Source organism: Aetokthonos hydrillicola CCALA 1050, assembly GCF_017591665.1.
GTDB classification, from domain to species: Bacteria; Cyanobacteriota; Cyanobacteriia; order Cyanobacteriales; family Nostocaceae; genus Aetokthonos; species Aetokthonos hydrillicola.
Genome location: NZ_JAAKGC010000025.1, coordinates 69,384 through 85,282, shown reverse-complemented (window position 1 = coordinate 85,282; position 15,899 = coordinate 69,384). Strand labels below are relative to the sequence as shown.

Annotated in this window: 11 protein-coding genes; 6 read left to right on the top strand and 5 right to left on the bottom strand. The window is 40.5% G+C overall.

The genetic code is table 11. From position 1 onward, the window contains the following. The first annotated feature begins 193 nt into the window (after positions 1–193). From G4P69_RS15300 to G4P69_RS15275, 6 genes are all read left to right on the top strand, one after another. Entirely contained in the window at positions 194–1,471 is a 1,278-nt protein-coding gene (locus tag G4P69_RS15300) for an HhoA/HhoB/HtrA family serine endopeptidase (protein WP_208338754.1), read from the top strand. Positions 1,472–1,595: 124 nt separating this feature from the next. Then, positions 1,596–1,853: an AbrB/MazE/SpoVT family DNA-binding domain-containing protein gene (locus G4P69_RS15295; protein WP_208338753.1), complete on the top strand. Its 258-nt coding sequence runs from the start codon at positions 1,596–1,598 to the stop codon at positions 1,851–1,853. Next, positions 1,847–2,284, top strand: a complete 438-nt coding sequence (locus G4P69_RS15290) for a PIN domain-containing protein (protein ID WP_208338752.1) — start codon at positions 1,847–1,849, stop codon at positions 2,282–2,284. The genes G4P69_RS15295 and G4P69_RS15290 overlap by 7 nt, the downstream gene beginning before the upstream one ends. A gap of 30 nt (positions 2,285–2,314) precedes the next feature. Beyond that, complete coding sequence (locus G4P69_RS15285; RefSeq protein WP_243902087.1) at positions 2,315–2,740, top strand: hypothetical protein; 426 nt, start codon at positions 2,315–2,317, stop codon at positions 2,738–2,740. A 287-nt stretch (positions 2,741–3,027) separates the two neighbouring features. Next, positions 3,028–4,737 (top strand): serine/threonine-protein kinase, encoded by a 1,710-nt coding sequence (locus G4P69_RS15280; RefSeq protein ID WP_208338750.1) that lies wholly within the window; start codon positions 3,028–3,030, stop codon positions 4,735–4,737. Positions 4,738–4,951: 214 nt separating this feature from the next. Further along, positions 4,952–7,060 (top strand): serine/threonine-protein kinase, encoded by a 2,109-nt coding sequence (locus tag G4P69_RS15275; protein ID WP_208338748.1) that lies wholly within the window; start codon positions 4,952–4,954, stop codon positions 7,058–7,060. 140 nt (positions 7,061–7,200) lie between these two features. On the opposite strand, the gene gntT is transcribed toward G4P69_RS15275, so the two are convergent. The 5 genes from gntT to G4P69_RS15250 form a co-directional block, all read right to left on the bottom strand. Then, a complete protein-coding gene (gene gntT / locus G4P69_RS15270) occupies positions 7,201–8,607 on the bottom strand; it encodes a guanitoxin biosynthesis MATE family efflux transporter GntT (protein WP_208338746.1) in 1,407 nt (468 codons plus the stop codon). A 628-nt stretch (positions 8,608–9,235) separates the two neighbouring features. Next, positions 9,236–10,516 (bottom strand): MocR-like pyridoxine biosynthesis transcription factor PdxR, encoded by a 1,281-nt coding sequence (pdxR, locus tag G4P69_RS15265; protein ID WP_208338744.1) that lies wholly within the window; start codon positions 10,514–10,516, stop codon positions 9,236–9,238. Between the two features lie 1,498 nt (positions 10,517–12,014). Further along, the gene (locus G4P69_RS15260; protein ID WP_208338742.1) at positions 12,015–12,758 is read right to left on the bottom strand and encodes a hypothetical protein; all 744 of its coding nucleotides are present in this window, start codon (positions 12,756–12,758) and stop codon (positions 12,015–12,017) included. After that, the gene (locus tag G4P69_RS15255) at positions 12,742–13,392 is read right to left on the bottom strand and encodes a helix-turn-helix domain-containing protein (RefSeq protein WP_208338740.1); all 651 of its coding nucleotides are present in this window, start codon (positions 13,390–13,392) and stop codon (positions 12,742–12,744) included. Before G4P69_RS15255 ends, G4P69_RS15260 begins: the two co-directional genes overlap by 17 nt. 726 nt (positions 13,393–14,118) lie before the next feature. Continuing rightward, positions 14,119–15,564, bottom strand: a complete 1,446-nt coding sequence (locus G4P69_RS15250) for an NAD(P)/FAD-dependent oxidoreductase (protein WP_208338739.1) — start codon at positions 15,562–15,564, stop codon at positions 14,119–14,121. Positions 15,565–15,899: the final 335 nt, after the last annotated feature.

Here is a 15,899-nt window from a genome sequence, read left to right as displayed (position 1 = left end):
ACCTCTATTTTTAAATATGGGGTTCCCACATTCTACACCCTACACCCTACACCCTACACCCCACCCCCTACACCCTGTCCATGGTTGGTAGTTAGCACACTTTGTCACAATAGCTTAATACTTTTATAATAAGAATGTCACAAAGAATTTCTAGATTATAAATATATTATCTTGAAACCTTTACACAAAGCAAATGTATAACATACCTCCTAATGACGATAACACGTCAGAACAGTACAAAAAATCACCCGTGAACGACAGTTCCGCAACAAAAACCCGTAACGTTGCACCCTGGCAAAAAGCAGCTTTTAACCTATCCTTGGTGTTGCTCGGATCTGGTATGACATTTGCAGGAGGCTACCTGGCTTCTAATTACCAACAGGTTTCTAACAATGCTTCCAATTTGGCAGTTAGTAGAGTAGATGCTGCGCCTCCATTACCAGTCGCTACTGATCCAAACTTCGTTACCAGGATAGTTAAACAGGTTGGACCTGCTGTTGTACGTATTGATTCTTCTCGAACAGTAAAAACCAATATACCAGAAGAATTCAGAGATCCGTTTTTTCAGCGTTTCTTTGGATCTGCACTACCAAGTCCACGAAACCGGGTAGAACGGGGTCTTGGTTCAGGCTTTATTATCAGTTCTGATGGTCGGATTTTGACCAATGCCCACGTTGTAGATGGTGCGGATACAGTGAAGGTAACCTTAACAGGTGGAAAAACCTATCAGGGTAAAGTGCTTGGGAAAGATGAACTGACAGATGTTGCTGTGGTGAAGATTCAGGCTAGTAATCTCCCAACAGTAAAAATAGGAAACTCAAATGGGCTGCAACCTGGACAGTGGGCGATCGCGATCGGTAACCCTCTTGGTTTAGACAATACCGTCACCACAGGTATTATCAGCGCCACTGGACGCGCCAGCAACCTGATTGGTTCAGATAAGCGAGTTGATTATCTTCAAACAGACGCCGCAATTAACCCTGGTAACTCTGGTGGTCCCTTGCTGAATGCTCAAGGCGAGGTGATCGGTATGAACACAGCGATCATTCAAGGTGCGCAAGGCTTAGGTTTTGCCATCCCTATCAATACCGCGCAACGCATTTCCAATCAATTGATCGCTACAGGTAAAGCACAACATCCATACCTAGGAATTCAGATGGTTGGGCTAACACCTGAAATTAAGCAAAACATCAACTCAGATCCTAACAGTGGCTTGAGTGTAGATGAAGATCAAGGTGTTTTAGTTGTCAAGGTTATGCCCAATTCCCCAGCAGCTAAAGCAGGAATACGTGCTGGTGATGTCATCCAAAAGCTGAACGGTCAAGCTGTTAAAGATGGAAACTCCGTACAACAGGTGGTAGAGAATAGCCAAGTCGGGGGAGATGTACGCGTAGAGTTACGTCGTCGTGGACAAACCGTCACCATAGGCGTACAACCTGGTGCTTTTCCAACCGCTCAAATAACTCAATAAAAGGGAATCTAGCAATAGAATAGATAATAGAGGGTTTCGGATAGTGTCTGGAATCCTCTTAATTTTTCTAGAATTAAGGAATTAAGTAAAATTTTAGTAATCTAGGGTAAAGGTACTTAATAATATGGAACAACTCACTCTTGATCAATTTGGTCGTGTCGAAATTCCTCAAAAAATACGCCAAGAGCTAGGAATTAATAATGAAACCAAGTTATCCTTAAAAGTTGAAAATGGTCAACTAATTCTTAAACCTGTGCAACCGGAAGTAGAAACCTACTACGAAGATGGAATATTAGTCTTTAAAGCTGAACCAGTTGGTAGTACAGAAACAATTATTGATGACTTGAGGACCGAAAGAATAAATGATTTAGCGTCGTGGTAAAAGCTTTATTTGACACCAGTGTTTTAATTGCTGCTTTATGGACTAATCATCCTAAGCACTCAGGTTGTACTGCACTTGTAAAAAAAGTGAAATTGGGAAATCTTCAAGGAATAATTTGTACTCATACTTTAGCAGAATTATATTCCGTTTTAACACGCCTTCCCATCAAGCCTCCTGTTTCTCCAAAATTGGCACAACAATTAATAAACGAAAACTTAGCAGAATTTGAAGTAATTTCTCTTTCTGCACAGGATTATGAATCTGTGATTAATAAAATGGTAACTTTGAACTTAACAGGAGGTGCAATCTATGATGCTTTAATTGCTCAAATTATTCTTAAAACAGAAATAGACCAGTTACTCACCTTAAATCCTAACCATTTCATCCGTCTTGGCGAAGAAATAGCAAAATTAGTAGAAGTACCAACATAAGGTGTATTTTAGTAGTAAAAGCCGACGCACATGCAAGTTACATTCGATTTACCTGATGAAGTTGTTACTCAGCTTCAACTCTTTGAAGACAAACTACCTCAAATCATAGAGTTAGGGTTACGAGAATTTAATGCAAATGCGATCGCGAATCCCACCCTGCAAAGCGGGATCGCCCAAGAAGGATTTTCAGGTATGGCTGAAGTCCTAGAATTTCTCGCAAGTCTCCCCAGCGCTGAAGCCATTATTGCCTTGCGTCCCTCCGAATCGCTGCAAGCCCAAACTAGCGCCCTGTTAGAGAAAAATCGGACGCTTGGTTTAACCCCAGCAGAAGAACAGCAATGGCAGGGGTATCAATATTTGGAGCATATTGTTAGAATAGCTAAGGCCTACATTCCCCCCGGTCTACGGAGACAAGTTTATGAGCGGGCAAAAAATTTTTTAACCAAGTATAAATAGTATGATTAACTAGTACAGCGCGGCAGAAATCAGTAGACCATTTCAAATAGCCAAAAGCATTGATTTATAACACTTTTGACTTTTGACTTTTGACTTTCGCGAAGCGGTACTAGGCATTGCCCGTGCCAGTTTTGATTCTCTCACAATTAACGCGAGTTAATTGATTTCAAAATTCTACAATATATTAACTAACTCTCGGAGCTTTAAAATTTCTCGATTTATTTAGGTAAATCGAGCTGGCTATGTTGTATCCATCTAATAAAACTCTTTATTCATCCTCGAGTGCCATGCAAGTATATTGCACTAGACAACACGTAAATCATGAGAGTAACCGCTTTTGCAGCCAGTGTGGTGAAGCGTTACCTCTTTCCCCAGGGTTGGTTGTCGAAAACCGTTATGAAGTTGTACGTTTACTAGGGCAGGGTGGATTTGGACGCACATATTTAGCGCTTGACATCAAGCGATCGCAGCAAAAGTGTGTGCTCAAGGAATTCGCACCGCAAATACAACAGCAGCAGGAGTTACAAAAAGCCAAGGAGTTATTTGAGAGAGAAGCGAATGTCCTCAAAAGACTTCAACACCCACAAATCCCACAGTTTCACTCTTGGCTACAAGTGAAATTAGGCAAGAAGGATTTTTTCTTTCTAGTGCAAGATTATGTAGAAGGTGACAATTATTTACAGTTATTAGAAAATCGTAAAGATAAAAGGCAGGGCTTTAGCGAGCAAGAGGTTACAAAGCTCCTGCAAAATATTCTACCAGTATTATCGTATATCCATTCACTAGACGTTGTTCACCGTGATATCTCTCCGGATAATTTGATTTTGCGGTCTTCTGATAATCTACCAGTATTGATTGATTTTGGTGGTGTCAAGCAATTACCAGCAAGTAAGGGTTTTTGGTTTACTCAACTGACGGAAAATCGCACTTTGTTGGGGAAAAAGGGCTATGCGCCAGAGGAACAACTACGACTGGGGCAAGCGTTTCATAGTAGTGATTTATACGCTTTAGCTGTGACTGCGCTGGTGTTGCTGACTGGTAAAGAACCAGAACATCTCTATGATAGCTATCACGGAACATGGCGCTGGGGGAAAAAAATCAAAGTGAGCTCGCGGTTGGAAGCGGTGTTAAAAAAAATGCTGGCTTATAAACCAGATGATCGCTACCAACAAGCTGATGAAGTCCTCAAAGCTTTAGGTTCGTCCACTCCCACAAAACCCATAAATTCTCAGCTTACCAAGATTAAGACTATGGTACTTGCGCCTGGAAAACAACGCGCTAATGCTGTTACGAGTCAAGTTCAAAGCAAAACCCAAGCAATTGTTAAATCTACTCGTTTCCCTATTTGGCTACGACCTTTTGCTTTTGGTTTAATTGGAACAAGTGTAGTTGTTTTGAGTTTTGTTGGTAGTTGGTTGCTAGTAACGACAGCTATTCAGACTGTATCATCTATTTCTCTACCAAAATTCTCCTTACCAGGAATCTCACTGCCAAAAATCCCTGATCAGTCTAATTCTCCGAAATCTGATAAACCAACGCAAAACAAGGAAATTGATCCAAATACCCTTTTAAGTCGCCGCCAACAGTTAGAAATTCCAGAGGGTTTCTTAAATCACATAGTTAATGATACTTTTTATACTAAACATCCAGATCTACGCGGTCGCAGTCTTACAGCTAAATCCGAGGACACTGCTTTACGAAAAGAATGGTTTGGCGTTGCGGACGAAGTTTTGAATAAATTAGAACAAGCTAACCTAAGTACTGCGTCTCGTCGTAAACTAGGAAGCTATAGTGGACGAGATTATACAAATTGGGTACAGCAAGCACAAGCAGGTCGATTAGGTAACTATACAATAACTCAACTCCAGAACGATACAAATGAAAAATTTGACAAACTCTTTCCAGGGCAACGGCACGGAAACGGGAACCTTAATAAACAAACATTTGCTCAAATTTGGTACGCGATCGCGGCTGATCAAGTACAAAGTAAGAAATAAAAAGGAGTCAGAATACAGGAGTCAGGAGTCAGAATACAGGAGTCAGAATATTCCATGCTTGAAGTCAGGGGTTTTAAGGAAAAATTTTTTACAATCAAGCGTAGTCTCACTAACATTCATTCTGAATTCTGAATTCTGACTCCTGACTCCTCACTAACTACTTTTCACAACGAGTATACTAGAATCTTAAAAAAATAATAAATAACAACTAACAATGAACCCTGTCTATTGCTCAAAAGGACACGAAAATCCCCCAGGTAGTCGCTTTTGTCTTCACTGTGGGGAGAAATTGGGTAATCCTGTAACTCAGGGTATCCAAGCGGGACTAACTTTGAGCGAGCGCTATGTCATTGTACGTCAACTTGGACAGGGAGGGTTTGGACGCACTTATTTAGCTGAAGATCTCAACCGCTTTCGAGAATTTTGTGTTTTAAAGGAATTCTCTCCCCAAGTTCAAACAACTTATGTTGTACAAAAAGCTGAGGAACTGTTTGAGCGAGAAGCAAGTGTTCTCTACAAGCTAGAACATCCCCAAATTCCTCGCTTTCGGGAACTTTTCCGCAGTAAACTAAATGATAAAGAATATCTGTTTCTCGTGCAAGACTATGTACAAGGAGAAACATACAGTGCTTTGCTGCAAACTAGAAAACAGCAAGGTTTCCTTTTTACAGAAATCGAAGCACGTCAGCTATTGCAGCAAATTCTGCCAGTATTGGAATACATCCACTCTTTAGGAGTTATTCACCGTGATATCTCCCCAGATAACTTAATTCTTCGCAGCACTCCACAAGAACCAATCGGATTGCCAATTTTAATTGATTTTGGTGGTGTTAAACAAGTCGCCGCAGCTGTCGCTTCGCAATATTATCAACCTGGTGTAGGTACGCCTTCTCCACCACCAACCCTTTTGGGTAAAATAGGATACGCTCCACCAGAACAGATGCGGACTGGGTTAGTAGAAGCTCATAGTGATTTGTATGCTTTAGCCGCAACTGTGCTAGTTTTGATGACAGGTAAACAGCCGCAAGAACTTATTGATCCCCATACTCTCTCTTGGCGATGGCGACAGGAAATCAGCTTAAGTTCCAATTTAGCGGCGGTTTTGGATAAAATGTTGTCTCCAGCACCAAGCGATCGCTACAAAAGTGCGTCTCAAGTTCTAGCAGCACTTACCTTGGCTCAGCAACCTCTCCCAAAACCAACCGCTGCGACTGTCGCTGTAGCACCCCCCGTTGCTTCCTCTCCCACCCCTCAACCTCAGCGAAAAGAAGGTGGAGTACCAGTCAAGACTCTTATAGTAGCCCTCGTTTTAACTATGACTGCTGGTTTGGTAGCATGGGGAGTGACGAAGTTCTTCAAATCTCCGTCTGATAGCGATCCTTCCCCAGATACCACACAGGAATCAACACCAACTTCAAGTGCTAAACCCACCCAACAGACAAAAGATCCTTTAGCAAAATTTTCACCAGAAGAAAGACAGCGTAAACAAACATTAAATGATCGCCGCCAAAAGTTAGCGATAGACAATGACTTTTATGTGAAATTAGTTAATCAAGTTTTTCGGGAGAAAAACCGGGGTTTAGGGGAACGTAGTTTAAGTGATGGTTCTGAAGATGAAGGTTTACGAGTACGATGGGATCAAACAGGTAAAGATTTGCTAGATAAGCTAGCGTTATTAAGTTTAAGTGCGCGTCGCCAACTAGGGAGTTATACTGCGGATAAGCGCGATCGCTGGAAAGATCAAGTTAATAAAATTCATGTTGGCAGTCGTTCTTTATATGATTTAGGTGATGCTGCATTCTTTACACAATTTCCTGAACAGCAGGGTAAAAACTTTATCGATCAACCGATTGGACAAGTCTGGTATGGATTTGTTTATGACAAACTCAATGATATTCTCGCAGGCAAAGCTTTCAGAAGAATTGTATTTGATCCCGGTGCTATAGGTAAAACAGTTAGTGGTACATTATATGGCGGAGATGGAAAAGTTTTCATTGCTGGACTTGCGAAAGATCAATTAATGGATTTGAAGTTACAAGCAAGTTCTAAAGTTCTTTTATCAGTTTACTCTCCCTCTGGCAAAATCAGATTTTTAGAAAACTCCACACGACGCAGCTTATCAGTTACTTTACCAGAAGAGGGATTTTATGAGTTCGTTGTTGTCTCCACAACCTCACAACCAGTAGATTATCAACTTAGCTTGCAGGCAGTATATCAGAACGCATCACCAACACCAACTTCTACCACAACGACTACACCTGAACCTAGTGCTAAGCCAACAGTGACGCCTAGTGATGAACCAAAAGAAAATTTATCTCCGTAATAAGCTCTGAAAATACAAGAAATGCCTTATACTAAGATCTTACGTAAGATCACAGCAGGAGGTAAATTATGAAACTTGCAAGTGGCTCGCAAAACAGACATTTAATTGCCAATGATGATGTACTGAATTTGCAAAGTTGATTAAGCCTCATTTCCAGATGACGGAAAAGACGGTTGTTGAGCCTGACTCAGATCCTTCAATGTGCTAGGCACCTGTAGGGCAAGCAGTATCGCTCTTGTTAGTGCCCACACTGACACAGACGACAATAAGATATAGTTATTATGATAATACCATGCAATCAATGCTAGCGGTGCAAATCCAAATATGACTGAGAACAAGGCAGCGTTGCGCAAGATTGACCCTAAGGCTAAACCCGCAAAATATCCATCCAGTATCAGATAAACTGAAGAAAATGCCAGTATAGGTAGTAGCCAAGGAACATCTCTTGTAAGAAGCGATGTTACTTCGCTGTAATTGGTTAAGAGCCCAAAGATCGTTTCTGGGAACAGGATACACACAACAGAGCAAATTATTCCTATCTGTAAACTGGTTCCTACCGTGACTTGTAATAGCGGCAATAACTGCTTTGTTGTTTGTTGTCCTTTGAAGTTTCCGCTCAAAGTCTCGGTTGCAAATCCTATCGCCTCAAAGCAGTAGATGCTAAGCAATGCTACTTGTAAGAGTAAGGCGTTTTCTGCCAAGATGGTTGTGCCCAATGTAGAAGCTAGAATTGTGAAAATAGTTGCAACGAACATAGTGGCAGAAGACCTAATGAAGAGATTTCCGTTAAGGGTAACAACCTTTTTAAATGCGCCTGCATCCCAAAACTTGCTGGCTGCACTTGGAAATTCCTTCCAGTCAATTTTAAGAATTGCCAGAGTTATGCCTATCACCAATACCAGATAGGGGCTAATTGCTTGAGACAGTCCTGCTCCCGTTGCACCCATATTCCAGCGAACAATGAATACGTAGTCGAAAAAAATATTAGCCCCATTACCCACCACCGACATCAGCAACACATAGCTGCTCATCTCTCGTCCGAGAAACCACCCGATTAGAACCAAATTGACAACAACTGCAGGCGCTCCCCAAATTCGAGTGTTGAAATAGTTAATACCTGATGCCTTAACCTCTGGAACTGCACTGATTGCACTAAACCACAAGTGTTGCAGAGGATATTGCAGTACTAAAAGTAGTCCGCCTATAGCTAGTCCAATTAAACTGTTTCGCAGTGCTACCAGCAGCATCTGTTCGCTGTCATTTCGTCCAACTGCTTGCGCCGTCACTCCAGTAGTTCCCATGCGTAAAAAGTTTACAATAAAATACATATAGTTAAACAGGGTTGTAGAAAGAGTTACCCCTGCTAGATGCTCAATTTGAGCCTGATGCCCCAAAAACACTATGCTAATTGTTCCAACCAAAGGCTCCATGATCGTGGAAAGGATATTAATGAAAGCCAGTCTATAGAAGCGAGAAAGGAAATTGTACTCCTTGAATAGAGTTTTGTTTTGCTCACGATTGAGGAATCCCCTTAAACGATCGCCCATATTTTAGTTACCTTGGTAGATTGTTTTTCAGTATTTACCTATCCTTACATAGTTTAGTTTTTTCATAGCGACCAAGGTGTGCAATTAAAAAAAAGTCGTAAAATTTGAGAGGCGCGGAAATTGTCAGCGAGAAAATGGAAATAAAAAAGTTGTAAGGTGTCACGCCAGTAGCATTTGTTTATTGACAAAAAAGAGAAAATGTGTTGATATGAGGGCATGAATGCTTTGCTTGGAGAGCGATCGCACACAGTGCAGTGAGTGCGTGTCTGCAGGCTATATGTCTGTTAGTTGGCAGCAAAGCGATCAGCAAAAGCTGCTGGGCAAGAGCCAATCGCATTGAGGTTAATTTCCCCAATTTTTATCTTGCTGGCTCACCAGTATTTAACCCTAAATTCTATTTTTCTTCAGCCTAAAGTGACACAAGAGGGTTAGGTATAGTTAAATTTCAAAGAAAACGAAACGTTAAATTAATTGTTGTACCCTTTCGGTGAAAAACAGCGAGGCACTGACCAATTTTTCTTCCAAGGTTAATTCACCTTCATGACTGGCATCGAAGTAGTTTTGGGCTGCACTGATTAGTCCCACGCCCACCTGTGCTGCCCAGTGTATTATCTCTTAATCATTCAAGCTAGTTTGCAAATGTACCATCAGCTGCATACCTACTTTGTCGCCGAGAATCTTCCCGCACTGGCCCAAATACATCGATAAGGCTCGAACCAATGTTTGTCGACGTTGGTTGTAGAGTGCGCATCCGCCTAATATGACGTTCCAAATGCCCTTCATTAATAAAATCGGTAAGGACTTGCTGTTCTAGTAGAGGTGATTGACGATCAGCAAGACACTTAGCATTGGCAAATATATTTACCAAATTTTTAGGTAGAACTAAATAACCAATCCGCGAAGCTGGAAAAAGCATCTTTGAAAATGTCCCAATGTATATAACTGTACCACTTTTATCGAGTTCTTGTAGTGCTGGGATCGATTGATTATCGTAGCTATATGCACTGTCATAATCATCTTCAATGATCATTGCTCCAGATCTTTGAGCCCAAGATAGTAGTTCCAGCCTTCTTGACAAGGACATCACTCTACCAGACGAAAATTGGTGAGAAGGTGTAACGTAGACAAAACGAATCTTCGCATTGCTGAAACCTAATAGATGTTCAATCACAATTCCTGATTCATCAACCGGAACAGGTAAAAGTCGAGATCCCTGTGCGAGAAAGGTGTGGTAGGCGCTCAGGCAGCCAGGGTTTTCCATCGCTACCCAATCCCCCCTATCACAGAGAATTCGGGTAACTAGATCGAGAGCTTGCTGTGAACCGTTAACGATTATGACTTGATCAGCTTCGCAGTATATTCCCCTCGACCGAGTTAGATAAAGAGTAATTGCCTTGCGTAACTCTCTGTACCCAAGCAGATCATCGCTATAATCGACTAGATTAGGATCGAATTCACAGCGACGTGCCAATAGCTTCCGCCATTGTTGTAAGGCGAGTTGATCGAATGCAGGTTGCCCATAACGAAAGTTGATTGGCAAGTGTTGCTCTGTGGGCCTAAACGGATTACTATTAGCTATATAGGCACCATATTTTGACAACTTTATCTGCTTGGCTTGCGTTAGCTTATGAGTAGGATATGTAGATTGAATAAATGTTTTGGGAATTTGGTCACTAACAAAAGTCCCAGCTCCATGACTTGACTTAAGATACCCTTCGCTGAGAAGTTCCTCGTAACTAAGATTGACAGTCGCACGTGAAACTTTACATGACTTGGCTAAAGCTCGTGTTGAAGGTATGCGCTCTCCAGGTAACAAGTATCCTGTTAGAATCAACTGTCTTAGCTCCTCACATATTTGGCGGTAAAGAGGGACAGAACTTCTTCTGTTAAGTGTAATGATCAATTCCATAGTAGCTGCGCTGCAAAAACTGGGGCAAGCACCCGTAACAGGTTAAGTCTTTAATACTTTATCTATCTATCTATGGGATTAAAATTAAGTCAAAACCCATGATAGAAGACGCAATAAATCAGGAATCAGAAATCTGAATTTACAAGGGTTTGCTATGAAAGCATTCCTCTTTTCTCGCAATTCTTAAACAATTTGGGCTTCTGTATTTTGACTTTAAAATTCTTACTAAAAAACATTATTTTTGCGTTGCTATGTGAAAGCCGCCGCTATGCGATCGCTAACGTCTTTGTGCTTATCATGCATCTTTCTACAGAAGTTTCGGTAGAAAGCTTATATTCAGTTTTCAAAGATAGTATTATTTATTTCTCCCCCTGTTTCTCTTGTCTTTCTTACAGGTTATTACTACTAAGTACCGCAAGTTGGTATTAGCTTCGTATCTTGACTTTTTCTGGGTTTTCACCATAAATTATCGATAATCTCTTTCTACGTTCAGAACTAAAAATTCCGACATCTCTAAAAGATTTTTAATTAAACTAGTACATTTTAAAAAACCATTTTCATGAAACCAAGACAAAAATGTCTTGATATTTAGACAATCAAGTTTACGATAGCATGAAAAGCATAAAGTTATCAACCCATATTCAGAAAATCTTTTTTGTGGATTGCACTTTGGATAAAAAAGCTATCTCTTAACTTGCGCATTAGAGCTGAATTTCTCAAAGTGCGAGACATCCGGGTAGATAAGGGAATAGAGAACGGGGAACAGAAAAAAGACATCATTGGAAATGAGGTAAGTGGTTACCTCATATCTTGCAGCTAGTTAGGTAAAGAAGAATTTCGGCAAGCAATCTATGATCGTCTAGGTAAAACTCAAGACGCAGTATTTGAGCTGATGGATGCAGTGTTGCCCAGCCTTGGAGATTGCTGAGTCCCGAGGGGACACGTGCGCCAACGCGAACGCTACATTTCCGAAACGCTCGCAATGACCAACCCTTCGGGCAAGGCAAAAGGCAGTCCCAATGAAAAAATTTTCATTGGGACTGCCTTCTCAAATAAATAATTTTGCATAAGCACTTATTTCGGCGAGAGTGGCGGAGTGTTTATGTAGCAGATCGGGTAAACCCGACGCCAAAAAAGGTTGCAACTCACCACGTAAGCATGGTCATAAGTTTACAGCAATTTTCAGGTAATTAGACCACAGTCGTAGGGGCGCTGCGGCCTTGCGCCCTTACAAACGGTGTGGTTAATTTAGGTGAAAACTGCTGTAAGCTGAATGACCCCACAGTAAAGGAAGAGACAAAAAACTTAGTCCCGAAGCAGAAGCTTACTTAATTGCAACGGTGTGTAGTGATCCCTAGCTGGGCGTGAAAGTAGGACAATGCAATTATTAGCTGAGCAACTCGTCAGTCTAGAATTAATAGACAGTATATCCAATGTTTTCTTGTTGACTAGGGACTTCCACAACAGATATCAATAACCCACTTACTGAGATTGACGATTACAAGCGCGTCATGACTAATTCTGAAGCCTGCAGAACTTGCCCAAGCCAGCAAGGGACACCGTTGAATGATTGCAGCAAGCGGAAATTTGAGATAAAGTACATTTTTTTGAGCCGAAATCGCCCAGCATCAGCGTCGAAAAACCAGCGCCACCCCTCGTATTCGTAATTCCTTAACCTTTCCCCAGCAGCAATTAGACTAGTTCTACGATCTAGTTCATCTGGATCATTTAAATCGTAAGCGTTGCCATTGAGAAAATCTTCTGGAGGTTTACCTTGAGTTGCAAGCGCTTTCGGGTTTGCATAGAATTTGCATTGAGTACGGATTGCATTGATATAAGTAGGTAAAGGCGATCTCTCAAGCCAGCCTATTGATAATTCCTCCTCAGGAATGGTTAAGATAGTTTCTGGTTCGACAGTAGTCTCGGGCTCGACACTTGAACCAATTAAATATTCATTGTTTTGTAAGGAATCTCCAATCATGGCTTCGACAGCTAATTCTGCAGGTATGGAATAGCGCTTTGGGTGATTATTTTGGCTTTCGGCGTAGAGATAAGCACATTTATAGCCTCTGCTAGCACAGAATCGAGCAATTTTATCCCAAGCCAAGTCTACTAATCTTTCAGCAAAATCTTGAGACAGGAGTTTGCCATCTCCTCTAAGAACTATAACTGTGTCATTTTCACCACCAAGCCAGTATAGAGACAGTAAAGCCAAATCTAAATTACTAATTATTAGCTTCATTTGCCATTATCTCACTCAACTTAGTAATTGTTTTCTTGAGGGAAGAAGTATCTATATCTAGTGCAGCTGCGAGTTTAATGAGTTCCGGATTACTGGGAATTTTTCCTTGACTAACATCATACCAGCACTTGAGTGCTAGTTTTCCGTCCTTGCTCTCAAACTCTATTTTTCCATCAGCGGCTGGTTTCGATGCTACAAGTGGTTCTGGCTGATTGTGTTTCTCGTTGCCAGCTTTCGAGTTCGGATCAACAGTAATTTCAGCTAATCTAACCCCTGCTGAGATAAGCCTCAACAAATCTCGTAGACTTAAAGAACCCATCCAGACAATGACTTGGTCTACAGTGTCATCTGAGTCTGGCATTTCTAATTCGCCTGTGTTTAGATGTGGTAAGCGTAGGTAATCATCAAGTGAGTATTCTCCATTTATATATTGTTGCAACTTATCAACACTGGTTCCTAGAAAAGTCGCCAACTTTCTAGCATTGTCTATACCCCAGTTTCCAGATTCATTTTCCCAAGCATTCCATGCAGACGAAGAAACGCCGACTCTAGGAGCAAACTTACGTAGAGGGGTTTTCCCGCGACATCGTAAGCATAACTGAGATAACCTTTTTCTGCATTGAGAACTAAGCATCGAGAAATCTCTACAAATTTCTAATTAAACTAACAAATTTGTAAGAATTCAGGATTCAGAAGTCAGAATTTATAAACTTTTTGTCTTATTAGCAGGCTATAAAACTTTTCTGTTTTCTCGCGATTATTGAAGAATTCTGGCTTTTGTACACTGACTGCTGAATTCTTACACAAATTTTTAAAAGCCATTTTTATAATAAACTGGATAAAAACGTCTTTAATACTGGACAAGTTTACTATAGCACAAAAGTTATAAGAATATCAACCCGTATTTTGCGTGATATTTTTGCTCTCGGACACCGTGTAGAAATTCCACGCTACCAAAAGCTGTATCTACAAGAACCATGACCTGGAAATGCTGGGTTAGTTTTTTAGGCAAACATTTGACCAACTTCAATCCTCACTGCCTCTCGCATCATTGGCACAACGCATTGCGTCATGCCAACATTTGATGAAAATTATGTAATATCATTTTTTTTAGTCACACATACAATTTATTTATTTACGCAGATATCACTTTTCATTCTCCGTAATATTTTTAGCACTCTTGATATGGGTTTTCCGCGTTTATATTGATGGTGCAAGATATAAGATACGGAAGTTGTTTCTTGATATAGCAGAACTACTTGTAAAAATGAATTTGAGACAAACGCTCTCAATCAAACGATTTTCATCTAAGGTATATGGGATGTAATATGACACCCACATACCATTGCTGCTATATTGCTTAACTAACCTGAGCTAAACCTAGTTGAGGAGTCGTGACAATATAAAATCCTTCAACAGCAGTTTCTTTCGATAATGAGAATAGACCATTGAAATCACTCACAAACTCATTGCTCTCACGTAACTTTTCTTTTCCTGCCTCATCCAATTCATTCGATAAGTGTTTGTGACGAAGAGCCCAATGTTCTCCTACCCGATCCGACACATCTTGAAAAAGTTGCTCTGACTTTTCCTCAATATCTGACATATCTTCCATTCCTGATATCAGATTCAAGAAAGTTTGATGTAATTTCTCTCTGTCTCCACCCTGAGTGTTTGTAAGCTGCTGAGCTTGCCAAAAATAGGATTCTTTTTTACTAGTTTTGTAAAATGCTGAAACCATAACTAACAGCCGTAAGTAAGCTTGTCTGTAAGTTTTCTCGTAGAAAGACATTACTTGAGCTTCACTGATATGATTCCGTAAAACGCTTGCTACACTTGCAGCAGCTAAAAGTCCGCTAAAAGTTGCAAGGTGTACTCCAGTTGAGAGCAAAGGATCTAAAAAGCAAGCTGCATCTCCAGCAATAAAGTAACCTGTACCGGCAAATTTCTCAGCAGTGTACGAGTAGTCTTGCTCAGATTTAACTTCCGATGCAAGTTCACCAGGTTCCAAAAACTGCTTCAAATCTACACTTTCAGCAATACCCTCTAAATAAATATCTTTCAGACTCTTAGAGCGTTTTTCTTTAAAAGCAGTTTTGTGGGTAACTAAACCCACACTCATTGTGCCATCGTGTAGCGGGATTCCCCATAACCAGCCATCTTTGAGAGATTCGATACAAATAACTCCTTCTCTACCTTTATCGAAGGGTTTCGTATTTTTCCAATACCCCCAAACAGCTACATTCTGAAATACTGTATGATATTCTCGATTTTTTAAATAACGAGTTGACATGAGACCAAAACGACCACTCGCATCAATTAAAAAGTCAAAACATACTTCTTTTGTCTGACTCTTTTCATTAGTTAGAGAGCAAATTGCACTGATTGGTCGCTCACCCTCAAAGGACAAACTAGAAACTTCTACACCTTCAAAAACCTTCACACCCTGACTTTTAGCATGGTCTAAAAGTAACTTATCAAACTCATCACGCCGCACTTGATAGCTATGTGTAAACTTACCAGATAAATCGGAGAAATTCAAATCCCAAGACTCATCTCCCCAATAATAGTGGGCACCCGGCTTATTTTGAAAACCATGGGCATCTATTTTTTCTCTTGCACCAATTAGGTCGAGAACTTTCAACGATGAAGGTAAAAGAGACTCTCCTATATGATATCTTGGGAAAATTTCTTTTTCAAGTAATGTTACATTAAAACCTTCTCGAGCTAATAGAGTAGCCGCAGTAGCTCCAGCGGGACCTCCTCCAATAACCAATACCTGCGTAGATGTTGGTAAATCGAACATTTAGTTTTCCTCTAATTCACTAATGAGCTTTTAGCTTTACAGAACTCTATCTTTTGAAGAAATTGTTGTAACAAGTTCTGAAACTCAATTCTTTTTCAATGATAGCTATATATATTTTTCTTGTACAGATACAAATTTATCGATTTTGTCCTATTTTTTGCCATAACACTTTGAGTACAGAAGGCAACCTTGCTGAGTATGACTATCTGTGTGGCAAATTACAACTCGTCACAAAAATTATGCATGTGAAACCGACTTCTCACGAAATGTGAAAAAAGGAGACAAGGAAGACAACGAAGGATGTATCTGTCTCATCTTCTTTGTCTTCCTTGTGC